23 protein-coding genes are annotated in these 24,177 nt (G+C 36.5%); 11 read left to right on the top strand and 12 right to left on the bottom strand.

The annotated features are described in order from the left end of the window. Positions 1–10 precede the first annotated feature (10 nt). From ACH2AZ_RS07620 to ACH2AZ_RS07610, 3 genes are read left to right on the top strand one after another with little or no spacing between them, the layout of a single operon-like run. Positions 11–1,825, top strand: a complete 1,815-nt coding sequence (locus ACH2AZ_RS07620; RefSeq protein ID WP_394907350.1) for a peptide MFS transporter — start codon at positions 11–13, stop codon at positions 1,823–1,825. An 11-nt stretch (positions 1,826–1,836) separates the two neighbouring features. Next, positions 1,837–3,945: a peptide MFS transporter gene (locus ACH2AZ_RS07615; protein WP_379047925.1), complete on the top strand. Its 2,109-nt coding sequence runs from the start codon at positions 1,837–1,839 to the stop codon at positions 3,943–3,945. A gap of 45 nt (positions 3,946–3,990) precedes the next feature. Next, a complete protein-coding gene (locus tag ACH2AZ_RS07610; protein WP_379047928.1) occupies positions 3,991–4,530 on the top strand; it encodes a thioredoxin family protein in 540 nt (179 codons plus the stop codon). Here the strand turns inward: ACH2AZ_RS07610 and ACH2AZ_RS07605 are convergent. From ACH2AZ_RS07605 to surE, 5 genes are read right to left on the bottom strand one after another with little or no spacing between them, the layout of a single operon-like run. After that, a complete protein-coding gene (locus ACH2AZ_RS07605) occupies positions 4,527–6,548 on the bottom strand; it encodes a ComEC/Rec2 family competence protein (RefSeq protein WP_394907349.1) in 2,022 nt (673 codons plus the stop codon). The two genes, ACH2AZ_RS07610 and ACH2AZ_RS07605, sit on opposite strands and share 4 nt — an antisense overlap. 27 nt (positions 6,549–6,575) lie before the next feature. Continuing rightward, on the bottom strand, positions 6,576–7,052 hold the full coding sequence (locus ACH2AZ_RS07600; protein WP_394907348.1) for a C40 family peptidase: 477 nt from the start codon (positions 7,050–7,052) through the stop codon (positions 6,576–6,578). Next, positions 7,049–8,164, bottom strand: coding sequence for a lipid-A-disaccharide synthase (gene lpxB / locus ACH2AZ_RS07595; RefSeq protein WP_394907347.1), 1,116 nt, complete (start codon positions 8,162–8,164; stop codon positions 7,049–7,051). Before lpxB ends, ACH2AZ_RS07600 begins: the two co-directional genes overlap by 4 nt. 12 nt (positions 8,165–8,176) lie before the next feature. Further along, a complete protein-coding gene (locus tag ACH2AZ_RS07590) occupies positions 8,177–8,458 on the bottom strand; it encodes a hypothetical protein (RefSeq protein WP_394907346.1) in 282 nt (93 codons plus the stop codon). Then, complete coding sequence (gene surE / locus ACH2AZ_RS07585) at positions 8,451–9,233, bottom strand: 5'/3'-nucleotidase SurE (protein WP_394907345.1); 783 nt, start codon at positions 9,231–9,233, stop codon at positions 8,451–8,453. Before surE ends, ACH2AZ_RS07590 begins: the two co-directional genes overlap by 8 nt. Positions 9,234–9,504: 271 nt before the next feature. On the opposite strand from surE, the gene ACH2AZ_RS07580 reads away from it, so the two are divergent. Genes ACH2AZ_RS07580 through ACH2AZ_RS07570 form a run of 3 tightly spaced genes read left to right on the top strand, consistent with a single transcriptional unit; the run spans position 9,505 to position 13,171 of the window. Further along, entirely contained in the window at positions 9,505–11,649 is a 2,145-nt protein-coding gene (locus ACH2AZ_RS07580; RefSeq protein ID WP_394907344.1) for a carboxy terminal-processing peptidase, read from the top strand. Beyond that, positions 11,649–12,764 (top strand): ABC transporter permease, encoded by a 1,116-nt coding sequence (locus ACH2AZ_RS07575; RefSeq protein WP_394907343.1) that lies wholly within the window; start codon positions 11,649–11,651, stop codon positions 12,762–12,764. Before ACH2AZ_RS07580 ends, ACH2AZ_RS07575 begins: the two co-directional genes overlap by 1 nt. A gap of 17 nt (positions 12,765–12,781) precedes the next feature. Continuing rightward, on the top strand, positions 12,782–13,171 hold the full coding sequence (locus ACH2AZ_RS07570; RefSeq protein WP_394907342.1) for an HIT family protein: 390 nt from the start codon (positions 12,782–12,784) through the stop codon (positions 13,169–13,171). On the opposite strand, the gene ACH2AZ_RS07565 is transcribed toward ACH2AZ_RS07570, so the two are convergent. Then, complete coding sequence (locus ACH2AZ_RS07565; RefSeq protein ID WP_394907341.1) at positions 13,161–14,318, bottom strand: sensor histidine kinase; 1,158 nt, start codon at positions 14,316–14,318, stop codon at positions 13,161–13,163. The genes ACH2AZ_RS07570 and ACH2AZ_RS07565 overlap by 11 nt on opposite strands. Positions 14,319–14,416: 98 nt before the next feature. On the opposite strand from ACH2AZ_RS07565, the gene ACH2AZ_RS07560 reads away from it, so the two are divergent. From ACH2AZ_RS07560 to aat, 3 genes are read left to right on the top strand one after another with little or no spacing between them, the layout of a single operon-like run. Next, a complete protein-coding gene (locus tag ACH2AZ_RS07560) occupies positions 14,417–15,295 on the top strand; it encodes a flavin reductase (protein WP_394907340.1) in 879 nt (292 codons plus the stop codon). A gap of 4 nt (positions 15,296–15,299) precedes the next feature. After that, entirely contained in the window at positions 15,300–15,668 is a 369-nt protein-coding gene (locus ACH2AZ_RS07555; RefSeq protein WP_394907339.1) for a DUF3127 domain-containing protein, read from the top strand. Between the two features lie 54 nt (positions 15,669–15,722). Beyond that, positions 15,723–16,364, top strand: a complete 642-nt coding sequence (gene aat / locus ACH2AZ_RS07550) for a leucyl/phenylalanyl-tRNA--protein transferase (RefSeq protein WP_394907338.1) — start codon at positions 15,723–15,725, stop codon at positions 16,362–16,364. 6 nt (positions 16,365–16,370) lie between these two features. Here the strand turns inward: aat and ACH2AZ_RS07545 are convergent, their stop codons facing one another. Then, positions 16,371–17,015, bottom strand: coding sequence for a DUF2490 domain-containing protein (locus ACH2AZ_RS07545; protein ID WP_394907337.1), 645 nt, complete (start codon positions 17,013–17,015; stop codon positions 16,371–16,373). A 223-nt stretch (positions 17,016–17,238) separates the two neighbouring features. Beyond that, on the bottom strand, positions 17,239–17,802 hold the full coding sequence (locus tag ACH2AZ_RS07540) for a DNA-3-methyladenine glycosylase I (protein WP_394907336.1): 564 nt from the start codon (positions 17,800–17,802) through the stop codon (positions 17,239–17,241). A 50-nt stretch (positions 17,803–17,852) separates the two neighbouring features. Between ACH2AZ_RS07540 and ACH2AZ_RS07535 the strand changes: the two genes are divergently transcribed. Beyond that, positions 17,853–18,461: a thioredoxin family protein gene (locus ACH2AZ_RS07535; RefSeq protein WP_394907335.1), complete on the top strand. Its 609-nt coding sequence runs from the start codon at positions 17,853–17,855 to the stop codon at positions 18,459–18,461. Here ACH2AZ_RS07535 and truB read toward each other — a convergent pair. The 4 genes from truB to ACH2AZ_RS07515 are packed head-to-tail and all read right to left on the bottom strand — an operon-like array spanning position 18,453 to position 21,137. After that, positions 18,453–19,166 (bottom strand): tRNA pseudouridine(55) synthase TruB, encoded by a 714-nt coding sequence (gene truB, locus ACH2AZ_RS07530; RefSeq protein WP_394907442.1) that lies wholly within the window; start codon positions 19,164–19,166, stop codon positions 18,453–18,455. The genes ACH2AZ_RS07535 and truB overlap by 9 nt on opposite strands. 10 nt (positions 19,167–19,176) lie before the next feature. Continuing rightward, a complete protein-coding gene (locus ACH2AZ_RS07525) occupies positions 19,177–19,962 on the bottom strand; it encodes an undecaprenyl-diphosphate phosphatase (RefSeq protein ID WP_394907334.1) in 786 nt (261 codons plus the stop codon). Further along, positions 19,962–20,231, bottom strand: a complete 270-nt coding sequence (locus tag ACH2AZ_RS07520) for a DUF3098 domain-containing protein (protein WP_147862293.1) — start codon at positions 20,229–20,231, stop codon at positions 19,962–19,964. Before ACH2AZ_RS07520 ends, ACH2AZ_RS07525 begins: the two co-directional genes overlap by 1 nt. A 27-nt stretch (positions 20,232–20,258) precedes the next feature. Continuing rightward, entirely contained in the window at positions 20,259–21,137 is an 879-nt protein-coding gene (locus ACH2AZ_RS07515) for a cell division protein FtsX (protein ID WP_394907441.1), read from the bottom strand. A 145-nt stretch (positions 21,138–21,282) separates the two neighbouring features. Between ACH2AZ_RS07515 and leuS the strand changes: the two genes are divergently transcribed. Beyond that, a complete protein-coding gene (gene leuS / locus ACH2AZ_RS07510; protein ID WP_394907333.1) occupies positions 21,283–24,156 on the top strand; it encodes a leucine--tRNA ligase in 2,874 nt (957 codons plus the stop codon). Positions 24,157–24,177 lie beyond the last annotated feature (21 nt).

Here is a 24,177-nt window from a genome sequence, read left to right as displayed (position 1 = left end):
CTAAACATAAATGGCAGCAATTACGAGAGAAAGAAGAGAAATTTTTGGACATCCAGTAGGACTTTTTATTTTGTTTTTCACCGAAATGTGGGAGCGATTCTCCTACTATGGAATGCGGAGTATTTTAACCTTGTATATTGCGGCCTCGGCCACAGCGGTAGATCCGGGTTTGGGATGGAGTAGTAAAGATGCCATTTGGCTGTACGGTTGGTATACTATGTTGGTATATGTTGCCTCAATTCCTGGAGGTTGGATTGCCGATAAATTTTTAGGCCAAAAGAAAACGGTAATGTGGGGAGGTATACTGCTGTGTTTAGGGCATGGTATTTTAGCGATTCCCCAAGACTGGGCATTTTTTACCGGCTTACTGCTTATTGTGTTGGGAGTAGGAGGACTTAAGCCAAATATTTCAACAATGGTAGGTGGTCTCTATGAAGAGGGTGATATTAGAAGAGATAGTGGTTTTACTATTTTTTATATTGGTATTAACATCGGTGCGTTTTTAGCTAGTATAAGTGTAGGTTTGGTGGCCTATTATTACGGATGGCACTATGGATTTGGTCTAGCTGGTATAGGAATGTTGTTAGGTCAAGCCGTTTATATTTGGGGACAAAAGTTTTTAAAAGGTGTTGGAGAATTTAGTGGAGGCTCTTTGGTAAGTGCCGAAGAAAAAGAAGCAGCCAATAGACCACTAACTAAAATAGAGAAAGATCGAGTAATCGTCTTATTCATTTCTTTCTTGATTGTTATTGTTTTTTGGGGAGCCTTTGAACAAGCAGGTGGATTAATGAACTTGTACACCGATGCTAAAATAGATAGAAGCATTGGTTTAAGTTGGTTAGAAGAGATTCCAGCTGGTGTTTTTCAATCGCTTAACGCCGCTTACATCATAATTTTTGGAACCGCAATTGGAGCCTTCTGGGTATGGTGGAAAAAGAAGGGTAGAGAGTCTTCTTCACTTTTCAAAATGGCCATAGGTACTATTATTATGGGACTTGGATATGTATTCATGATGTTTGCATCACAAGAAGCCAGTCAAGAGACTTTTGGTAAAGCAGCTATGTTTTGGATTTTCTTGGCTTACTTATTTCACACTATTGGTGAATTGAGTACATCTCCTGTAGCCTTATCTTTTATCACTAAGCTTGCACCGCTTAAATATGCCTCGATAATGATGGGGGTTTATTTTGCAGCCACTGGTTTTGGTAATAAATTGGCAGGAAGCATTGGGGAGTCTGCTCAGTTAGAGCCCTATTCGGGCACGATGCTATACAACAAAGAACAGATTGTTCCTTTTATGTCAAAAGATAGCATTGAGATTAAAAACGAGCAAAATAAAGTGGTTACGGTTTATGATTACCCGATAAATCAAGATAAAAATTTCACCCTTAAATCAACCGTTTTCTTAGAAAATGATCAGGTTAAATTTAAGCAATACCAAGCAGACGAAATCTTAAACCCGATTTTTGAATTGGATGATGAGGCGGTGAATAAGCTCAAAACAACACTTCAAGAAAATCAAGTAACAGCAGAAAATCCTTATCACGCGGCCTTAACATTTGAGAAAGATCCAGATGCCGCCCAGCAAGTAGAAAATAAGGGAGATGGTAAAAACTATCAGGTTTCTTTTGTCTTGAGCGAAGAGCAGAACGAACAAGAATACAATACCTTTTTGTTCTTGACTATTTTTACAGTGGCCTTCGGATTTTTAGTAATCCTGTTTCTTAAGAAACTAAAGAAACTAACCCACGGAGCGGAAGATAAAGAAGTAGAAAAATTGGAACAAGAGGGCTACGAAATAGCCGATACAGAAATAAAAGAATAATTTAAACACCTATGTCAGCAATTAGTGATACTCAGCACAGTGAGTTTTTTAAAAGTAAAGTTTTAGGGCATCCAGCCGGTTTATTTGTATTATTTTTCACAGAAATGTGGGAACGCTTCTCTTTTTACGGGATGCGTGTATTATTGATTAACTTCTTAACCATGGCCGCCATTGGTTATAATCCTGGTTGGGAGTGGACTACCGAAAATGCTGGAGCGCTTTTTGGTACCTATGCCATGTTGCTTTATATCACGCCAATTATTGGTGGAGTTATAGCCGATAAATTTACAGGTTATAGATGGGCAGTAGTTATTGGTGCAGTAATAATGACTTTAGGACACGCCGCAATGGCCGTTGAAACTGAGTTTTGGTTATACATAGGATTAGCTTTACTGGTTATTGGTACTGGTTTCTTTAAGCCTACAATGACCTCAATAATTTCCGAAATGTATAAAGATTTACCTAAGAAAAAAGATGGTGCTTATACCATTTTCTATATGGGTGTAAATGCAGGTGCATTTTTCGGAATGATGCTTTGTGGTTACTTAGCTGAGCGTGTAGGCTGGTCTTGGGGATTTGGTCTAGCCGGAGTTTTCATGCTTTTAGGGACGCTTCAATTTTGGTTAGCTAAACCATTATTTGGGAAAATAGGAGATGTACCTTCTAAAGAAGAGCAAAACGTTAAGCAAGAAGTAGAAAGTGACGGAGAACCAGTAAAATACAATCCGTTTACTAGTATAGATAAAATCTTAATAGTCATTACCTCTATAATAGGTTTAGCATACGCCATCAATGATCCGCTTTCTAAAATCGCTGATATCAATTTGTTTCCATTTGAGATGTTTGGAATGGAAGGGCAGTATGTAGTAGTACTATTTGGTTTGGTGCTCTTTTTATATTTGACTTTAGGGCGTATAAACAGATATGCGACCGTCGTGCGTAATAGAATGTACGCTGTTATTGTATTCGCATTCTTTACCGTTCTCTTTTTCTTAGGTTTTGAGCAGGGTGCTACCTCTTTGGTTCTTTTTGCTCGTGATTATATCGATCGAGAACTCATTGGCAATGCAGCCATTACTTTTAACATTGTAAACGCATTATTAACCATAGTTCCATTAGCTATAATTACCTATGTTTTGGTGCTTCTAGCGAAACAGACCTTCGCAAAAATTCCTGGATCAAATATTGTTCTAGCGGTTTGTTTTGTCGGAATATGGGGAGTGGTTATTTATATGTTAAACAGAGATTTTAATACTACTGCCTATGAAGTAGAGTTTCAAGCTCAGAAGGTCGCGGTTATAGATGAAGAAACCAATGAGCCTAAATTGGCCAAGAATGGTGAGTTAATTTTTATGGAAACACCAATCTCTGTTGATCAAGATATTTCCCAAATTGAAAATGATATTATCACTAAAAAAGTGGTGATAGGTGAGGCTTTTAGTGATTTTAAAGAAGGACAAGAAATCAATATCATTACCAAGGATGAAAATTTCGCAAAGTTTGGCTATTTAACTCCAGAAAGATTAGAAGCCGCTAAGAAAAATGCCGAAAACTTAGGTCGAGATAGTGGCGTGGTTCAAGCTAAAGTTACACAGGTTAAAAATCACTGGGTTGAGATTACTGCTTCTTGGTTTAGTATTTTAAATTCATTCTTTATCATTGCGTTTGCAAGTTTATTCTCTAAATGGTGGGAAAGCAAATACAACCCTTCTGCACCACAGAAATATGGTATAGGCCTTATCCTATTGGCACTAGGTTTTGGTATGCTTGCTTTTGGTACCTTTGGAGTAGAAGATGGGGTTAAAGTTAGTATGATCTGGTTAATTTTGGCTTATCTCTTTCATACCTTTGGAGAGCTCTGTATTTCACCTGTAGGTTTATCTTACGTCTCCAAATTAGTTCCTGCCCGTATGATTGCCTTTATGTTTGGTATGTGGTACTTGGCAATTGCAATAGGTAATAAATTTGCCGCCGTATTGGGTGGGCAACTAGAGAATATTAGAGAAGAATATTCACTAACTACTTTTTTCTTAATTTTTACGGTGGTCCCAATCGCTGCTGGTCTATTGATAATCGCGGTGAATAAACCTATTAAAAAGTTAATGAAAGGGGTAGATTAAAAAAGTGGAACAATAATTGTTTCTTAATGCATTAAAATTTATCGTATGAAAAAAATAATAGGGGCGCTAGTTTTATTACTTAGTTTTAGCACGCAAGCCCAAGAAATCAATTGGATGACCATGAATGAAGCTTTAGAAGCTCAAAAAGAAAATCCAAAGAAGATCTTTATGGATGTTTATACCGATTGGTGTGGACCTTGTAAATTGCTAGATAAAAACACATTTAGTAATAAGCAAGTTGCGCAGTATGTGAATAAACATTTTTATCCGGTGAAGTTTAATGCAGAGGGAACAGAGGAAGTAACCTATAAAGATTTCACCTATACAAACCCAAAATATAAGCCGGGAAGAAAAGGTAGAAATAGTCAGCATCTTTTTGCTCACGCTCTTAAAATTACAGCTTACCCTAGTATGGTCTTCTTTGATGAAAAAGGAGAAGTTATTTCTCCAGTAGCGGGATATCATACCCCTTCTCAGCTTGAGATTTATTTAAAGATGATTGCCAACGACGATTACAAAAATTTAAAAACGAGCGAGGCCTGGGCAAGTTATCAAAAAAACTTTAAGGGAGAATTTAAAGATTAAGGTTTAGACATTATGTAAAAGGTCCCTTTCTTTGCGCTGTCAAAGAAAGGGATTTTTTCTTTTAAGGCAGTTCTTTGCCAACGGGTAACGTAACTTTTGTAATTGCTTTGATCGGCTACAATGGTTTTAGGCTGTACAAGTCTTATAACTCGTTCTAGATTTATACGAGGTGAATGACTTAGCCACAATACGTCTACTGGTGTTTTAGAAGGTTCTGCGTATAAGTCACTGTCAATACGTAGCACCGATATACCATCTATTTCTAAAGCCCGATTTAAGCGTTTATTTTGCTGAATATCGTTGATGAAATACTTAGTTTTATAATTGTTTAAAACCTTTGTAGGCACAATAGAATCGGTGTATATTTGAATGGCGTTACGGTTATGAATAGCTAGTGTGCCGGTTTTATAATAAGGTAAAATCATAGCTTTACGGATTTGTTTGGCATTTTGATAGTCTATGATATAAACCAATTGTGTGGCTATTAAAGCACCCAGCGTAAATAATCCGAATATTCTTTTTTGCGAACTATAAAAAAATCCGATAAGGCTAAAAAAAGAAAAGACAGACAAAGCTAACATGGATTCAGAAAAATACACGTGGTCAAAGTAATAAGCATCTTGACGGGCGATGAACTCAATAACCCACATTAAACCATCAATTATGTGTTCAGTTAACCCTTGAATCCATTCTAATTCAATAAAATAAAAGCTCCCCAAAATACTTATGATGCAACTAAGAAGCACCAAAAATAGGAAGGGCAAAATCATTAGGTTAGAAATAAGAAATAATCCTGGAATCTGATTAAAATAATAAAGCGTAAAGGGCAGTACTCCTATTTGCGCACTTAAGGTAACCGAGGCCAATGCCCAAGCCTTACGAATCAACCAGGTCTTTTTAGAAAATAAGTTATAAATAATTGGGTAAAAAAATAATATAGAGGCTACCGCAAAATAACTGAGTTGAAACCCAACATCAAATACCAACCAAGGATCTATAAACAGTAACAACATAGCCGATAGCGCCAAACTTGTAACCCCATTGGTTTTCCGCTTATTTAAAGTAAGAAGAATAAAAAAACTAAACATCGTTACGGCACGGGTTATAGAAGGACTAAAACCAACCAGCCAGGCATACAACCATAGAGCAATAACTATAAGCAGGACGCGCAATGCCCGAGTCCATTTATTATATTTTAAAAAATAGGTAATTCCCTGCAACAATAAAACGATGAGCCCAACGTGTAATCCAGATACCGCCAATATGTGAACTACACCTGCTTTTTGAAACTGTTGATAAGTGCTACGCTCTAAAAGATCTTTATTTCCTAAAACTAGAGCATTGATAAAAGCTATATGCCGTGGCTTTAATTTAGTTTTTTTAAGCTGATAGTTTATTTTCTTTTTGATGACTTCAGAGTGGTCTACCCAAGTTGGATTACTATTTTTATGATGAATAATTTCGTTACTAGCTACCCGAGTCTCCCGTGTCACGTGTTTATTGGCTAAGTATTGTTTGTAGTTAAACTGTTCGGGAAATTGGGGCTCTTTTAACGGGGTTAATTTTGTATTGGTAATGATTACATCTCCAGGTTGATAAATTACAAGACTGTCTTTCAGATATACGCGTAGTAATACGAGGCTATGTTGCCTAACATCGCTTGGGTTTTTAATTTGAGCAATATAGTTGCTATAAGAAGTTGAACCTTTTAATTCTTGCTTTAAATTTAAATGTAAGAGCTGGTTAGGTTGTGTTTTTATTTCTTGATATAAATAATGCTTTTGCAATTTGACACAAAAAAATCCTATAACTAAGAAGGTTATCAAACTGGTTACACTAAAAATTCTTAGGGGTAACCAACTTCTCTTTTGGTAAAGAAATACAATTAACCAACTAAATAGGGTGGCAAGTAATAAAGAGAAAGCAAAGTCAAAATTACATGTGTAATTATGCCCTAAGAATATGCCTATTACAAATGCAAGAAAAAGCCACAAAAAAGAGGTGTTGAGTAACTTCATTTGGTTAAGTTACTCAAAAATAGTAATTTATAAAATCCTTTTTGCTAAAACATAAGCCTTCTTCCAATAGTTTTCCTCTAATTTTGATACTATTACACCACGAGAGGTTGAAGAGTGTATAAAATAAATGCCAGATTTGTTATGATTTACTACTAGTCCAACGTGATTGATACGTCTACGGCGTTTATTTGTTCTAAAAAAAACCAAGTCGCCAGGTCTTATCTCTCTTTGTCTAAGTGTTTTCCCTTTTTTAGCCATTTCGCTAGAGACACGCGGTAAGCTAATATCCTGACTTAAAAATGAGGTGTAAATAAGCCCAGAGCAATCCATACCCCGCTTCGTGGTTCCGCCAAATTTATATGGAGTACCTTCAAAACTACGGGCGTAGGAAATGATCTTTTCGGTTGTGGTTTTATTTTTATTATTTTTTGATGCCACCTCGCGCTTGCTTCCACAGGCAGAAAGTATTAAAAGTAAGAGTAGAGAAAAGACTTTTATTTTCATGCTTTTATTGAATTATAAATTAATTTGGCGGTTCTTTCGCTGGCACCTTGACCTCCCAATTTTTTGCGTAACTGCTGATAATCTTCTAAGACTTGTTTACGTTTTGTAGATTGGAGAATTAAATTCAATTCCTCTTGCAGCTTTCGCGGATTAAAATCGTTCTGAATCAACTCTGTTACAACAGGCTTATCCATGATAAGGTTCACCAAAGAAATATAGTTAAGCTTAATAATGAGTTTAGCGATTTGGTAAGAAATATAACTCCCTTTATAGCATACCACTTCTGGAATATTAAATAAAGCGGTTTCGAGCGTAGCTGTACCCGATGTTACAAGTGCAGCGGTAGACACCTCGAGCAAATCGTAGATTTTATTGTTGATAACAGATACCCTGTTTTTAGCTAAAAACTGCTCATAATAAGCTAGGTCTTGACTAGGGGCACCGGCTATTACAAATTGGTAATCGGGAAAATGCGGTACCATTTCGAGCATGGTTTTTAGCATTTTGCTAATTTCTTGCTGTCGAGAACCGGGCAGCAAAGCGATGATGGGTAAATCGTTTAAATTATGTTCAGCGATAAAAGCTTGATGAGAAATCGAGGGTCGTTGATCTATGGCATCAAGTAAAGGATGCCCTACGAAGTGCACCGGAAACTTATGCTTTTGCTCGTAAAAATCTTTTTCAAAAGGCAAAATAACATACATGGCATCGATGTCTCGTTTAATGGCTTTAATCCGGTTTTCTTTCCAAGCCCAAATTTGTGGAGAAATATAATAATGCGTTTTAAAACCTTGTTTTTTGGCCCATTTGGCGATTCTAAAATTAAAGCCTGGATAGTCAACAAAGATTATAACGTCTGGTTGAAAAGTACTAATATCGGCTTTGCAAATTTTTATATTTTTAAAAATGGTTTTTAAATTGGCTACCACTTCAATAAAGCCCATAAAGGCTAAATCTCTGTAATGTTTTACCAACTTTCCGCCTACAGCTTGCATCAAATCGCCTCCCCAAAATCGAAATTCTGCCTTTGCATCCTGCTTTAATAAAGCCTTCATAAGATTGGCGGCGTGCAAATCTCCCGAGGCTTCTCCTGCAATCAAATAATATTTCATAAACGTTTGAGGTTATAAAAATTCAAAATATATAATACTCAAGCCTGCAAGTAAGGTGGCTAAAATTACACCGCGAGCACGGTATATTCTATTTTTTTTAATGTATACAAAAAATGGTAAAAAATTAGCAATTGCACCCAAGGCGATAACATTTCCTAGTACGCCATTTTCATAAGCCATAGTCAAAGAAGTCTCAACTTTATATTCTGAAAAAAAATATAAATACATAAATAGTCCGGCCATGTTGGCAAAAATTCCAACAACAAAACCGATAAATATCTCCTTTTTAATCATTTAAATTCCAGTTATTTATGGTGTTAATGGCTTTGTGAGCAGTAAGGTCAAACTGTATAGGTACAAGCGAAATATAATTATTAGCCAGAGCCCACTCATCTGTATCTTCGCCTTCATCTTCGTTTATAAAAGTGCCGGTAAGCCAGTAATAATCTCTACCTTGCGGATTGGTGCGTTTGTCAAATTCTTCACGCCAATGCGCTTTTGCTTGTCTACAAACCTTAATTCCTTTAATCTCCTCTCGTTTGAGCTTAGGTATATTTACATTTAGAACCACACCAGGGGGTAGTTTATTTTCTAAAACATTACGAGCAATGCGTTCCACAAAATCCTCACAAGGAGAAAAATCGGCCGTCAGACTGTAATCTAATAAAGAAAAGCCTATAGCAGGTATGCCTTCTAAACCGGCCTCTACGGCTGCACTCATAGTGCCAGAATAAATCACATTTATTGAGGCGTTTGAGCCGTGATTAATACCACTCACGCATAAATCTGGTTTACGCTTTAAAATTTCCTGCTTGGCTATTTTTACGCAGTCAGCAGGGGTTCCCGAACAGCTATACTCTAAATGATTGGCCGTTTCTTCAACGTTTAACGGGTCGCAATAGAGGTTATCATTTAACGTAATGGCATGTCCCATTCCGCTTTGCGGACTATCTGGAGCCACCACTACCACATCTCCAAGTTTATTCATTATTTTTATAAGTGTGCGTATTCCTGGTGCAGTAATCCCGTCGTCATTGGTAACGAGAATCAAAGGCCTTTTGTCTTCCATTCTTTTTTTAAGCTAAAATAAGCAAATTGATAGAAACTACGATTAAAGTAGCTATTAAGTGATAAATTCAATTATTTTTACGGCTATGCCTTGTTTCGGTTAAACCGATTAATGCAAAATACTTATTCAGCCTAGGCTGCTAAGCTAATGCTGTTTTAGCAAAAATTTATTAGCTGATTATTCAATAAAACTATTTATTATTTTTAATTTAGACCTTGGCATAATTTTTATGCTTGTAGTAAGAAGAAATTCTATGAAAATAAAAACGTTTATGAAAAGAAATTCAATTATATGGTTACTTGGGTTGCTGTTTGCGGTTGCCTCCTGTAGTTTTACCACCAAAAAGTTTGATGCCGATGAAAACTCAGATAAAGACCAAGTTCTTATTGAGTTAATTACTTATGTTTTAGAAAAAGGTCATTATGACCCCAAAAATATAAACGATCAATTTTCACAATCTGTTTATGATGATTTTTTAAATAAAATCGATCCGCGAAAGCGCTATTTTACCACAGCAGATATAGGTGATTTTTCGGTGTATGAAGAGCAAATAGATGATCAGATAAGATCGAGAAATATAGATTTCTTTAATTTGGTTTATGAACGTTTTCTAAAGCGTATTGAAGATTCTAAATCGTATTACACCGAAATATTAAACGAGCCTTTTGATTTTTCGGAAAAAGAAAGTATTAATCTAGATTATGAAAATTTACCTTTTGCCAGCTCTAAGCGAGAAATAAAAGAACGCTGGCGTAAGCAATTAAAATATTCAACCCTAGGTTACTTTTATGACCTAAAAGAAGAGCAAAAGCTAAAGAAAGAAAAAGAAACTGAAGATTTTGTTGAAAAAATAGACAAGGAGTTGGAGCAAGAAGCACGAGAGAAGGTGAAAAATTCTTTAGATGAGTTTTTTGATTTGACAGGTGATTTAGAACGCAAAGATTGGTTTACCGTTTATGTCAATGCCATTGTAGAAGGTTTTGATCCGCATTCGTTTTATTTTGCACCGCAAGACAAAGAACGCTTTGATATACAAATGTCTGGTAGTCTAGAGGGTATTGGTGCTCGCTTGCAAAAAAAGATGGACGAGATTAAAATTATGGATGTAATCTCTGGAGGTCCCGCCTGGAGAGGAGAAGAACTTGAGGTTGGCGATGTAATTCAAAAGGTAAGGCAGGAAGATGAAGAAAAGGCCGTTGATATCTCAGGAATGCGATTGGATGATGCTGTAGGTTTAATAAAAGGTCCAAAAGGCACCACCGTACATCTTACGGTTAAAAAGGTGTCGGGAGCTATTGAAGAAATTTCAATTGTTCGTGATGTGGTGGAAATTGAAGAGACTTATGCCAAAAGCGCTATGGTAGAAAAAGACGATCAGAAATTTGGTCTTATTTATTTGCCAAAGTTTTACTTTAATATAAATGATGCCAATGAACGTAATGCGGCTAGCGATGTGCGCAAAGAAATAATTGAACTCAAGAAAGAAAATATGGACGGTTTGGTGATTGACTTGAGAAATAACGGGGGAGGTTCTTTATCTACCGTTGTTGATATTGCCGGACTTTTTATAGAGAAAGGACCAGTAGTTCAAGTTCAAGACGGTGATAAACGCAAAGAGATTTTAAAAGATAAAGATGGCGAAGTACTATGGGACGGTCCGTTGGTAATTTTGGTAAATGAGCTATCTGCTTCAGCTTCAGAAATTTTAGCCGCAGCGATGCAAGATTATAAGCGCGCCGTAATTATTGGTGGCAAACAAACCTATGGTAAAGGTACCGTGCAAGGTGTAATTGACCTAAATAGATGGATGCGAAATAGCGATTTGGGAGATATGGGAGCTTTGAAAGTTACACGCCAGAAGTTTTACAGAATCAATGGAGGTTCTACCCAATTAGAAGGAGTAAAAAGCGATGTGGTAGTGCCCGATAAATACAGTTACATAGATCTTGGAGAGAAAGATCTAAACAACCCCTTGCCTTGGGACCAAATACAACCAGCGAATTATAGTTTATGGGATGGATACGATGATATTGATGCTGTGATTGCAAAAAGTAAAAGCAGAATTGCTCAAAATAAACAGTTTAATTTAATCGATAAAAACGCAAAGTGGATTAAAGCGCAAAGAGATTTAAATCAATACAGTATAAATTACGAAGAGTATAAAGCAGATTTAGAACAGAGTGAGGCTGTATTTGAGGAGTTCGAAAGTATAAACGATTATAAAACCAATTTGAGTTTTTCATCTTTACCGGTAGAGGAAATGTTGTTTGCAACCGATACTACCTTGCAAGAGAAGAGAAAACGCTGGCATAAAAATTTGAGTAAAGATGTGTATGTAGAAGAAGCTATTTTTGTTTTAGAAGACCTGGGTGCAGGCAGCCAAAACAAGAAAACAGCTGCAAACTTTAGAGACTAATGCAATACGAGTCTGGGTCACCAACCAAAATGGCACTCCAAAAATTTAAGTCAAATTTTTGGGGTGTTTTTTGTTTGATTTATATCATGGTCATTGGGTTTATGGCTCTTTTCGCATATGTTATAGCGCCAGACAGCTCAGTCAATGCAAATACGATGAATCTGAGCATTCATTCTCAGCCACCAGGATTTAAAGTTGAAATGTTAATCCTCCCGCAGAGAAGTGGTGATCACCACAAAAACAACTGGGAATGGTTATTGGGTGAAGAGGATACGCCACAACAAATCCCATTTAGTCAGTTAAAAATTGAAAAAAATGAAGTTTTGGTTTACCCATATAAAAAAGATACACAAACTTCTTTAGGCTTGCCCCAGCGTTTTGATCTTTCTCGCTTTAATGGATTGACAAATTTAGAGGATATACAAGAGGTGTTTGTTAAAAAACATACATTTCTATTGGGTACAGATAAATACGGTAGAGATTTATTTAGTCGCTTATTGGTTGGGAGTAGAATCTCACTATCTATCGGTTTTGTTGCCGTTTTTATTTCATTGATAATAGGACTTAGTCTGGGTGCGCTTGCGGGATATTTTGGTGGTTTTATAGATGCCACTATTATGTGGTTGATTAACGTGATGTGGTCTATACCCACTCTACTATTGGTAATAGCCATTACCTTAGCTTTGGGTAAAGGTTTTTGGCAAGTTTTTATTGCTGTAGGTTTAACGATGTGGGTTGAGGTGGCGCGAGTAGTTCGCGGGCAGGTGATGGGAGTGAAAAAATTACAATATATAACGGCTGCTAAGGCATTGGGTTACTCGCACAGCAGAGTAATTTTAAAGCATATCTTACCTCAAGTAATAGCGCCTTTAATTGTTATCTCTGCAGCTAATTTTGCGGCAGCCATTTTAATTGAAAGCGGATTGAGTTTCTTGGGTATAGGTGCTCAACCGCCCACACCAAGTTGGGGCGGTATGATCAAAGATCATTACAGTTATATTTTGCTAGGCAAACCCTACTTGGCATTGGTTCCTGGATTAGCCATCATGAGTTTGGTCATGGCCTTTATGCTAATAGGAAATGCTTTACGCGATGCTTTAGATGTTAAAACATAAATTTAAAATAAATAATTATGGCTAGTATTTTTTCAAAAATAGTGGCGGGCGAAATCCCGAGTTATAAAATTGCAGAAGATGATAAATTTTATGCTTTCTTAGATGTAAATCCTAATGCAAAAGGACATACTTTATGCATTCCCAAACAAGAAGTAGATAAAATATTCGACTTGGATGAAGAAACTTATATGGAATTGATGCGGTTTTCGAGAAAGGTGGCTAAAGCAATAGAGAAATCTATTCCGTGTAAACGGGTAGGTATGGCTGTTATCGGGTTAGAAGTGCCTCACGTGCATGTGCATTTAATTCCGCTACAGCGTATGGAGGACGCCAGCTTTAAAACCAAAGTGAAAATGAATGAAGAAGAGATGAAAACAACCTGTGAGGCAATACGTTCTAACTTTTAATTTTTTTTAATTTTATTTCAAAACAAGTACCTTGATTCAATTCGCTTTTGAGCACCCTAACTTTGCCCTTATGGTAGGTTTCTATAATGCGTTTGACTAAAGATAAACCAAGACCCCAGCCTCTTTTTTTGGTTGTAAAACCAGGTTTGAAAATCTTTTTAAAATCAGATTTAGGAATTCCTTTTCCTGTATCTGAAATGTATAGTAATACCCATTGTGCGTCTTCTCGCATCTCAATTTTGAGCATGCCTTTACCTTTCATTGCATCGATCGCATTTTTTACTAGATTTTCAATCGTCCAGCTGAATAGCTGTTCGTTTAGATTTACAAAAATAGAATGGTTGGGTAAATCTACATCAAATTGAACCAGTTTTGAGGTTCTGATTTGCAAATATTGACTTGTCTCAAGTGTAGCTTGAACAAGGTTTGTAGGTGTTAAATTAGGAACAGAGCCTATCTTACTAAAACGATCGGTTATTGTTTGTAGCCGATTTATGTCTTTTTGTATTTCTTGAACATAATCGGGGTTAATGTCTTCACTTTTAAGAATTTCTATCCATCCCACTAAGGAAGACAAGGGTGTACCGATTTGATGTGCAGTTTCTTTGGCCATTCCCGCCCATAACAAACTTTGTTCTTCACTTTTTGAAGTGATGTGGAAATAGTAAATTATACTTAAAAAAAGAATAATTATAAAAATGACAAAAGCTGGGAAGTAGGTAAGTCGCTTCAGGGTGTCTGAATAGCCATAATAAACTATATTAATGGTTTCGTTGTCATCTTTAATTTCTATGGGTTGGTATTGTTTTTTAAACTCTTCGATTAAAGCCAACTTTTTTTCGAGGGTGTTAACTTTATCTTCTTCAATGTTTCTGGAATTATAGCTGTTGTCACCCACCGAGTAAACCAACATTGGTGTGGTTGTGTTTGAACTAAAGATTTCAATTACATTATTACTGAGACTTGTGCCAGAATTTGGGGTTGATACTTCAGTAAAAGCATTTACCCAGATCTCCATTTTATTTTTCTCTTCTTCTTTGATGCGCTCAAAAAAAATAGAAACATTCCATAAAAATAAACCTACAATTACTAGAGAGGCTATGGTCACAAACCAACGGGCAAAACTACGTTCTTTAAGGTAAAGCATAGATTGTTTTAAAATTGAAAGATAATCTTTTTTATAAAAACAAAGCTATTTTTTATTAGCTCGGTACTTTCGTTATCTTTGCAAAAACATCTTAATTCATGCTGACAATAAACCCAAAAGAAGTTGAAATTGCTAGAAATTATGGTATTATGGCAGGAAGCGTAGGACCTAGGCCTATTGCTTTTGCAAGTACAATAAATGAGGAGGGACAAGCCAACCTAGCGCCATTTAGTTTTTTTAATGTTGTAAGTGCCAATCCGCCTATGCTTATGTTTTCACCTCTATTACGCATTAGCGATGGCAGCGCTAAGGACACCTTGAATAATGTAAGCACACAAGGAGAGGTGGTGATTAATATTGTTAATTATGAGATGGTGCAGCAAATGTCACTAGCTAGTACAGATTACGCGACTGGTGTTAATGAATTCGTGAAAACTGGTCTAACGCCACTGGAATCAGATGTAGTGAAGCCATTTCGAGTAAAAGAAAGTCCTGTGCAATTTGAATGCGTGGTGAAAGAGGTAGTAAGTTTGGGTGAAGAAGGAGGCGCAGGTAATGTGGTGCTGTGTGAAGTTGTGCGTATGCATGTTGCTGAAGAGGTTATGGATGAGCATTTAAATATTATCGATCAAACAAAGATTGATCAAGTGGCACGCATGGGAAGTAATTACTATTCACGTGCCAATAAAGGTATGTTTGAAATTCCTAAACCCAAAACAACCATGGGTATAGGTGTTGATGCTTTTCCAGAAGATGTGCGTACAAGTAACGTGTTAACCGGGAATGATCTAGGGAAATTAGGAACAATTGAGCGTTTACCCAATAAAGAGGAAATCAATTCTTTTTTGAATGAATTGAATTTAGTAGAATATATAAAAGAAGGCTCTGTAGAGAAAATTCATGCAGTAGCCCAAGAGTATTTAAAACAAGAGGAAATAGAGAAAGCCTGGAAGGTATTATTAGCAAAATTAAATTAGAAATATGGAAGTACAAGGAACGATAAAGAAAATAGACGAGACCAAAACTTACGGGAACAACGGATTTAGAAAGCGTGAAGTTGTTGTAACTACCCAAGAACAATATCCGCAACACTTGCTTATTGAATTTATTCAAGATAAATGCGACTTACTGAACAATTTTCAAGTAGGTCAGCCGGTAAAAATTGGTGTAAATTTACGCGGAAGAGAGTGGGTAAGCCCACAAGGTGAAACCAAATACTTTAACTCTATTCAGGGGTGGCGTATTGAAGATTTAGGGGGTAGTGCTCCACAAGCAAATGTACCTCCTGTAGATCAATTTGAACCCGCAAACGATTTTAATGATGACGATAATGACGATTTACCGTTCTAAATTGATAACTTAAAAACTTTAAGCTGTTTTAAACATTTTAAAGCAGCTTTTTTTATGTCTATACCTTTTTTAGATACAAAGCAAGATTTCCCGCATCCCAATACTTCAAACGAATTGGGATTGGTTGCTTATGGTGGTCACTTAACCCCAGAACGCATTTTAAGGGCGTATAAAAAAGGTATTTTTCCTTGGTATGAAAACGATCAGCCCGTATTATGGTGGTCACCAAATCCAAGAATGGTTTTGTTTCCTAAGAAGCTAAAAGTGTCAAAAAGTATGAGGAAACTTCTTGATAGGAAAACATTTAAGGTCACTTTTAATGAAGAATTTGAGCAGGTCATTCAAGCCTGTGCACAAGTAAAAAGACCAGGCCAAAACGGAACTTGGATTACTAAAGACATTATAAATGCCTATACCCAATTGCACCAGCAAGGATTTGCCTATTCGGTAGAGGTTTGGCAAAACGAAAGATTGGTGGGAGGGCTTTACGGAATTTGGCTAAAACCTCAAAGGGTATTTTGTGGAGAAAGCATGTTTTCTTTAGTAAGTAATGCATCTAAATATGCTTTTATAACTTGGGTTCAGTTTTTAAAAGAGCACGAAGTTAGCTTAATTGATTGCCAAGTGCATACCAATCATCTGGCGAGCCTGGGAGCCGAAGAAATTGATCGTCAGGCTTTTTTAAGCTATTTGTAGTGAAATTTATAGACTGATATTTAATGCGCTTATCAGAAACAATTCTGTAAAGGGTTGGTGAGTATAATTACGGTGGCGATATTCTAAGCCTAAATCCACTTTTGAATTTGCGCCAATTGGTAAACTAAATTTTCCTGTAAAACGCTGACCCAAACTAGGCTTGTTATATTTGCCAAACTCCCAAACGCTCTCTGTTGAGGCACTAAAAATCAGAGGTTCTTTATCGGCTAAAGCCGGGCTTAATTTAAAACTAGCTCCTATGCGGTAGCGCCATCTTAAAACCAGTTCTTCTCTAAATCGTTGTGCGAAGCGAAGCCGTTGTTTTAATGAGAAACTGTTCAATTTTATTTTGTGGCTGTATTGTTGGAGAAGTCTTAGCTCGTCATGCTTATCGATAAAAATATCTTTAAAGCGATAGCGAGCTGCCACTGTTGCTTTACCCTTTTCGCCTAGTTTAAAATGAGTATATTGATTTAACTCTATAAACTCAGCTTCGTATTTTACTTGATCATCAAATTGGCTGTTATCTTCAATATCGGTAAATACAATCGATCGGTGTGCGATGCCGAAAGTATAACTCCAAGGCGTTTCGGTCTTGAGATCTAAATTAATCTCCGGATTAATGAAACCATCAAAATGTGTTTGTGCCATGGCTGAAAAGCCTATAAAAATCAAGGTTATAAAAGCAAAACAGCTTTTTCTATATTTACAAAGACACGCCATAATAGCTAAGATTTATTTAATCTAAAGTTGACAATTTATTAAAGTTGCGAAAATAATTATTCTTAGCTGCTTTTTTTAACTTTATTCTATTTTTATTGAAAATATACCTCAAGTTGTTGTTTTATTAAATTAAACATCAGAAATTGCTTTGTTAAGATTGCTGGTGTTTAAAACAATTTACCAGATGATCATTCACTAGTCCTGCTGCCTGCATAAAGCTATAAACGGTTGTAGCTCCTAAAAATTTGAATCCTTTCGCTTTTAGATGTTTACAAATATCAGCACTTAGCTTTGTGCTAGAGGGAACCTCTTTTGAGGTTTGGGGGTTGTTATTTTTTGGTACGTGATTAACAAATGACCAAATGTATTTGCTAAAACTACCAAATTCTTGTTGCAGCCGTACAAAAACTTGGGCATTATGAATCGTAGCTTCAATTTTGGCTTTATGCCGAATGATTCCGCTATCGTTTAGTAGTGCTAGAACCCGTTTAGAATCATATTGGGCAACCATAACCGGATTAAAATCATCAAAGGCTTTACGAAAATTATCTCGTTTTTTTAATACCGTAATCCAGCTCAATCCAGCTTGAAAGACCTCTAAAGAAAGGATTTCAAATAACTTTTGGTCGTTATATTCAGGTTCACCCCACTCTAAATCGTGATATTTCTCATATAATTCATTCCCTTGGCACCAAAGACAACGCTGCTTGCTCATAATTGTGTAATTTTGAATCAACCTTAAAGGGGATAAAAATAGAATAAAAAATGAAGGTAAAAGAATTACAAACCGAAGTGTCCAAAGCCTTAGAAAACGCAATGACTTATACTGATTTTAAAGAATTGGTGGTTGATAGTTTTGAAGAAGGCCGTGTAACGGGGCATACACAATCTGAAGATTTACTAAATTATACTCAGCTCAATTTAAAAAGGATAAAGCGATGGGATAAAACCCTAAAGGTTGATGAGGCTTTAGCCGATAAAGTTGCAGCCTTTCAAAAAAAAGTGTTTTGGATAGTAGTAGCCGAAGGTTGGTGCGGTGATGTAGCCCATAGTTTGCCAGCTATAAATAAGTTGGCTGAGTTAAATGAGAACATTGAATTAAAAATTGTTCTTCGCGATGACAATAGCTTTTTTATAGATCATTTCTTGACCAATGGCGCGAGATCTATTCCTAAATTAGTGATGGTCGATCAAAAATCGCTCGAGGTTTTAGGGGTTTGGGGAGAGCGTCCGGCGCCAGCTAAAAAATTAATAACCGACTATAAAGCCGCGCACGGTCAAGTTGATGCCACGGTGAAAGAAGAACTTCAACGTTGGTACAACCAAGACAAAGGTAAAACCGTTATGAAAGAATTAAGTCTGCTTCTAGCTTAAATCTTTTGGCAATTTGGCAATAAAAGTATCTAAAGTATAGGCGTTTTCAATGTTGAAATCGCCTATTTTTGTACGTCTTAACTCGGTAAGGTGAGCACCATTGTTAACAGCTTGACCTAAATCATGAGCTAAGCTTCTTATATAAGTTCCTTTGCTGCATTTGACTTTAAACTCTACATCGGGTAAATTTATTTTACCAATAGAAAATTCGTCTATGCGAACAGGGCGACCTTCTATTTTTATTTCTTGGCCTTTGCGTGCATATTCATACAGTCTTTTGCCATCTTTCTTTAAGGCCGAGAAAACAGGGGGTTTTTGAATGATATCTCCTTCAAAGCAGGCCGCTTTTGCTTTTATAATTTCCGGTTGCAAATCATTAATCGGATAAGTTTTGTCAATATCCGTTTCTAAATCGTAAGAGGGAGTAGTTGCCCCAAAACGAATAGTCCCTGTATATTCCTTGGGTAAGCCTTGAATTTCATGTATGGTTTTGGTGAATTTTCCCGTACAAATAATCAACAAGCCAGTAGCTAATGGATCTAGGGTCCCTGCGTGACCTACTTTAATTTTTTTTATGCCATAATTTTTCTTGATTAACCAGCGTACCTTATTAACCAACTGAAAAGAGGTCCACTCCAAGGGTTTATCGAACAATAAAACTTGGCCTTTCTTAAAATCTTCTAGACTAAAAAAACTCAAAAAAATAATATTTTAATTAATAACTTACCGCTAAGGCTATGATTCCCACCACTAAGCAATATATAGCAAAATAAGAAAGTTTGCTTTTTCGTACCAGTGCGATCATCCAAGTACAAGCGAAGAGGCCAGCAATAAAGGCACTTATAAAACCAACAAATAATGCCGTACTGTTGCCAGTATGGCTTAAATCGCCGCTGAGTATATCTTTAGCAATTTTCCCCAATATTAATGGGACTACCATTAAAAAAGAAAATCGAGCCGCCTTGGTTTTGTCATTCCCCAATAAAACAGAAGTAGATATAGTAGCGCCACTACGAGAAATTCCAGGAAGCATAGCAATAGCTTGAGCTATTCCAATAACAAATGCATTGGAGTAGCTAACGGGCTTTAAAGTGCTTTTTGCTTTATCGGCCAACCATAGAAGCAAAGCAGTTATAATTAGCATAGCTCCTACTAAAAACACACTGCCTCCAAATAATTGTTCTAACTGTTCTTCAAAGAGCAACCCAATTATGGCTGCAGGAATCATCGATAAAATAATCTTTAAAGTAAATTGGGTTTCCTCGTTCCATTTGAATGCTAACAGGCCTTTAATTATAGTGTAAATATCTTTACGGAATATAACCAAGGTGCTCAGCGCAGTAGCAAAATGCATCACAACGGTGAATAGCATACTCTCTTGTGGTATACTATCATCACCCAAAATCGCTTTGCCTAGCTCTAAATGACCACTTGAGGATACGGGTAAGAACTCGGTTAATCCTTGAATAATGCCAAGAACAAGCGCATCTAAAACATCCATTATTTCTTTTTACTTGGATTTAAAAGAATAGCGTAAACCTCAATACCAAAACCCAGTAGCACAAGACTAGGTGCTAGGTGAATACGTCTCCAACTGTAAATATCGGGATTAAAAACTTCTGGGTTATCGCTTCCGCCTCCGGCCATCAGTAAATAACCCAAGGCAATAACGGCTAAACCAACAGCCATAAAAATGTAATTCTTCTTCTCAAAAATGAAATAAGCCTCTGGCTTTTCCTGTTCTCTTTCTCGTCTTTTTTGCTCTCCCATAATTTATTTTAAAGCTATAGATAGCGCTTAATAATATAATTCGTCTGTTTTTAAGTTTAAAAATCTTGAGGTAGCAAAGAAGGTGCTAATCCAAGATATAATCAAGCCTAAAATGAATACACCGGCAAATATAGCAATAAGTAATCGATGATCGGTTAGTAATTGCAATTCAGGAAAGGCTTTGTCTAAATAGTAAAGAACTGCAGCCATTCCCGAGAGCGCTAAAATAGAACCAATAATTCCTAGCTTTATGCTTTTCCAAATAAACGGTCTGCGGATAAACCCCTTGGTAGCGCCAACCATTTGCATTGTTTTAATCGTGAATCGCTTGGAGTACACCGAGAGTCTTATACTGCTGTTGATCAACAATACGGCTATAAAGGTGAAAATACCACTAATGATTAAAATCCAAAAGCTTATGCGTTTAATGTTGTCATTGAGCAGGGCTATTAACGGCTTATCATACACCACTTCCTCAATAAAATTTTTATTGCTAAGATCTTTCGATATTTCTGCAATCTTAGCTTCAGAAACATAATCGGCTTTAAAGTAAACATCTATTGAGTTTTTTAAGGGATTATACCCTAAAAAATCCATAAAGTCTTCACCGATTTCTTGACTATGCGCTCTAGCGGCATCTTCTTTGCTAACAAATTGAGTAGATTTGGTGTAATCGGCTAAAGCTAAGCTTTTCTCTAATTGATTAATTTCTACTTCTTTGGCACTATCTTTTAAAAAGATGCTTAAGGCGATTTGCTCTTTAAAATGGTCGGCTACTTTTTTGGTGTTTAATACCAGCAACCCTAATAAACCTAATAAAAACAATACCAAGGCAATACTTATAACTACCGAAAAGTAGGAGGATATCAAACGCCTTTTTTGGTATTTTTCAAACGAAGAACTCATAAAGAATAGGCTTGTAATTTTTGTAAAAATAATAAAGTAATTGAAACTAGTTTCTTTAAAACGTTCAAACTTTTCACTTTCGTACATTAATAGTACTTTTGCCATTCAAAATAATAATTATAGGCATTTATCGAAAGCGTTTACCATGAGTTATAATTTTAATACTATAGAAGCCAAATGGCAAAAATACTGGGAGCAAAACCATACTTTTAAAGCTAGTAATAACAGTAATAAACCAAAATATTATGTGTTAGATATGTTTCCTTATCCTTCTGGGGCAGGCTTGCATGTAGGACACCCCTTGGGGTATATCGCTAGTGATATTTTTGCACGATATAAAAGACATGTAGGTTTTAATGTTTTGCATCCGCAGGGTTATGATTCTTTTGGGCTTCCCGCCGAACAATATGCTATTTTAACAGGACAACACCCTGCCGATACTACCAAAGTTAATATTGAAGGAGGAACAGATAAATCAGGAAACCAAATTGCTGGTTATAGAAATCAATTAGATAAAATTGGTTTTTCTTTTGATTGGAGTAGGGAGGTGCGTACCAGTGACCCCGAGTATTACAGGTGGACTCAATGGATTTTTATACAGCTTTTTGAGTCTTATTACTGTTTTGATGTTAACAAAGCCAGGCCGATAAATGAGTTAGTACAAGCGTTTGAGGCAAGTGGTAACCAAGAAGTCAATGTGGCTTGTGATGAAGAAGTTCCTAGTTTTACGGCAGCACAATGGAAAGAATGGAGTAAGGCAGAGCAGGAGGAAGTCTTATTGCAATACCGCCTAGCTTTCTTGGCAGAAACAGAAGTAAATTGGTGCCCTGAATTGGGTACGGTATTAGCTAACGACGAAATTGTGAATGGTGTTTCTGAACGCGGTGGACACCCCGTAGTTAGAAAAAAAATGAAGCAGTGGAGTATGCGCATTTCTGCTTACGCCGAAAGACTTTTACAGGATTTAGAAAGATTAGACTGGACAGAGAGCTTAAAAGAAACTCAACGCAATTGGATAGGAAAGTCAACTGGGGCTCAGGTAAAATTTAAGGTGCAAAATGATGAAGCTTTTATCGAAGTGTTTACTACCCGACCAGATACTATTTTTGGTGTTAGCTTTATGACCCTAGCTCCAGAACATTCATTGGTTCAAAAAATAACTACAGGAAAGCAAAAAGAGGCTGTGAAGCAGTATGTAGAAGCTGCAGCCAAAAGAAGTGAGCGAGAAAGAATGGCCGATGTAAAACATATTTCTGGTGTATTTACTGGATCATATGCCTTGCACCCTTTTACGCAAGAACCTATTCCTATCTGGGTGGGTGATTACGTATTAGCTAGTTATGGTACAGGGGCAGTTATGGCGGTTCCTTGTGGCGATCAGCGTGATTATGATTTTGCTAAACATTTTGACATACCTATTCTAAATATTTTTGAAGGTGTAGACATTAGCCAAAAGGCTTTTACAGAAAAAGATAATCAGGTTAAACTTACTAACTCTGATTTTCTAAATGGCTTGACCTATGAATCGGGTATGCAAAAAGCGATAGAAAAATTAGAGCAGGAAAAACAAGGAGCAGGAAAAACAAATTATCGCTTACGTGATGCTGTCTTTAGTAGACAACGTTATTGGGGCGAGCCTTTTCCTGTATATTACAAAAACGGGTTGCCTCAAACAATTGCACCTAAGCATCTTCCTATAGTATTACCCGAGATAGAAAAGTATTTACCAACAGAAAGTGGAGAGCCGCCGCTAGGTCGTGCAGATATTTGGGCCTGGGATACCGCTAAAAACCAAGTGGTGAGTAAGCAAGAAATAGACCATAAAATTATTTTCCCTTTAGAGTTAAACACCATGCCTGGATGGGCAGGTAGCTCTTGGTACTTCTTTAGGTATATGGAGGCTGGTAAACATGAAGAAAACTCAGAACGAGATAATGTTTTTGCTTCCGCGGAAGGGTTAAATTACTGGGAGAATGTAGATTTATATATTGGTGGAAGCGAGCACGCAACCGGTCATTTATTATATGCTAGGTTTTGGACTAAATTCTTAAATGATCGGCAATTTGTACCCGTTAATGAGCCTTTTAAAAAGTTGATCAACCAAGGTATGATTTTAGGAGAAAGTGCTTTTGTATACCGTATAGCAAATCAAAACAAATTTGTTAGTGCCGGATTAAAAGATAATTACGACACACAAGCTATACACGTAGATGTATCTTTGGTGAATAACTCAAATGAGCTAGATATAGAAGGCTTTAAAAATTGGCGTGAGGAATATAAAGATGCTACTTTTATTACTGAAGGTGATGGGACTTATCAAGTAGGGCGTGAGGTCGAAAAAATGTCTAAGTCTAAATACAATGTGGTAAATCCTGATGTGATATGCCAGGAATATGGTGCAGACACTTTGCGTATGTATGAAATGTTTTTAGGACCTTTAGAGCAATCTAAGCCCTGGAATACAGCGGGTCTTTCTGGAGTTCATAATTTCCTAAAGAAATTATGGAAGCTATACCATAAAGGAGATGAGTTTGTGATAAGCGAAAAGCAACCTAGCAATGATGCTTTAAAAATTTTACATAAAACTACTAAAAAAGTTAGAGAAGATATAGAGGCGTTCAGTTTTAATACATCGGTTTCTACTTTTATGATATGTGTGAACGAATTGGCTACCTTGAAATGTAATGCTCGAGCAGTTTTAGAACCACTGGCCATATTAATCGCTCCTTATGCCCCTCATATTGCCGAAGAGCTTTGGGAAAAAATGGGTCATAAACAAAGCATTAGCTTTGCCGATTATCCTATTTTCGAAGAAAAATTTTTGAAAGAGAGTTCGAAGAATTATCCTATTTCTTTTAATGGAAAAATGAGATTTACCCTAGAGTTAAGTTTAGAGCTTTCTAAAGATGAAATTGAACAAATCGTTATGGCAGATGAGAGAACCCAAAAACAATTAGCAGGACGTACCCCTAAAAAGGTTATTATTGTGCCAGGTAAAATTGTGAATATTGTAGGTTAAATACATCACCACATAAGTCAA

This window comes from uncultured Mesonia sp. (genome assembly GCA_947499595.1).
Taxonomy (GTDB): Bacteria; Bacteroidota; Bacteroidia; order Flavobacteriales; family Flavobacteriaceae; genus Mesonia; species Mesonia sediminis.
Note: the sequence above shows the minus strand (reverse complement) of the source record. Positions and strands in the feature narration are given on the sequence as shown.

Excerpts from the sequence above, each read along its gene's own strand:
- surE (WP_394907345.1), bottom strand. The coding sequence starts at position 9,233 with ATGGAAGACAAAAGGCCTTTGATTCTCGTTACCAATGACGACGGGATT.
- ACH2AZ_RS07535 (WP_394907335.1), top strand. The coding sequence starts at position 17,853 with ATGAAGGTAAAAGAATTACAAACCGAAGTGTCCAAAGCCTTAGAAAAC.
- ACH2AZ_RS07600 (WP_394907348.1), bottom strand. The coding sequence starts at position 7,052 with ATGAAAATAAAAGTCTTTTCTCTACTCTTACTTTTAATACTTTCTGCC.
- leuS (WP_394907333.1), top strand. The coding sequence starts at position 21,283 with ATGAGTTATAATTTTAATACTATAGAAGCCAAATGGCAAAAATACTGG.
- ACH2AZ_RS07575 (WP_394907343.1), top strand. The coding sequence starts at position 11,649 with ATGCAATACGAGTCTGGGTCACCAACCAAAATGGCACTCCAAAAATTT.
- ACH2AZ_RS07540 (WP_394907336.1), bottom strand. The coding sequence starts at position 17,802 with ATGAGCAAGCAGCGTTGTCTTTGGTGCCAAGGGAATGAATTATATGAG.
- lpxB (WP_394907347.1), bottom strand. The coding sequence starts at position 8,164 with ATGAAATATTATTTGATTGCAGGAGAAGCCTCGGGAGATTTGCACGCC.
- aat (WP_394907338.1), top strand. The coding sequence starts at position 15,723 with ATGTCTATACCTTTTTTAGATACAAAGCAAGATTTCCCGCATCCCAAT.
- ACH2AZ_RS07580 (WP_394907344.1), top strand. The coding sequence starts at position 9,505 with ATGAAAAGAAATTCAATTATATGGTTACTTGGGTTGCTGTTTGCGGTT.
- ACH2AZ_RS07555 (WP_394907339.1), top strand. The coding sequence starts at position 15,300 with ATGGAAGTACAAGGAACGATAAAGAAAATAGACGAGACCAAAACTTAC.
- ACH2AZ_RS07615 (WP_379047925.1), top strand. The coding sequence starts at position 1,837 with ATGTCAGCAATTAGTGATACTCAGCACAGTGAGTTTTTTAAAAGTAAA.
- ACH2AZ_RS07545 (WP_394907337.1), bottom strand. The coding sequence starts at position 17,015 with ATGGCACAAACACATTTTGATGGTTTCATTAATCCGGAGATTAATTTA.
- ACH2AZ_RS07605 (WP_394907349.1), bottom strand. The coding sequence starts at position 6,548 with ATGAAGTTACTCAACACCTCTTTTTTGTGGCTTTTTCTTGCATTTGTA.
- ACH2AZ_RS07520 (WP_147862293.1), bottom strand. The coding sequence starts at position 20,231 with ATGGGAGAGCAAAAAAGACGAGAAAGAGAACAGGAAAAGCCAGAGGCT.
- ACH2AZ_RS07515 (WP_394907441.1), bottom strand. The coding sequence starts at position 21,137 with ATGAGTTCTTCGTTTGAAAAATACCAAAAAAGGCGTTTGATATCCTCC.
- ACH2AZ_RS07590 (WP_394907346.1), bottom strand. The coding sequence starts at position 8,458 with ATGATTAAAAAGGAGATATTTATCGGTTTTGTTGTTGGAATTTTTGCC.
- ACH2AZ_RS07560 (WP_394907340.1), top strand. The coding sequence starts at position 14,417 with ATGCTGACAATAAACCCAAAAGAAGTTGAAATTGCTAGAAATTATGGT.
- ACH2AZ_RS07610 (WP_379047928.1), top strand. The coding sequence starts at position 3,991 with ATGAAAAAAATAATAGGGGCGCTAGTTTTATTACTTAGTTTTAGCACG.
- ACH2AZ_RS07570 (WP_394907342.1), top strand. The coding sequence starts at position 12,782 with ATGGCTAGTATTTTTTCAAAAATAGTGGCGGGCGAAATCCCGAGTTAT.
- ACH2AZ_RS07565 (WP_394907341.1), bottom strand. The coding sequence starts at position 14,318 with ATGCTTTACCTTAAAGAACGTAGTTTTGCCCGTTGGTTTGTGACCATA.
- ACH2AZ_RS07525 (WP_394907334.1), bottom strand. The coding sequence starts at position 19,962 with ATGGATGTTTTAGATGCGCTTGTTCTTGGCATTATTCAAGGATTAACC.
- ACH2AZ_RS07620 (WP_394907350.1), top strand. The coding sequence starts at position 11 with ATGGCAGCAATTACGAGAGAAAGAAGAGAAATTTTTGGACATCCAGTA.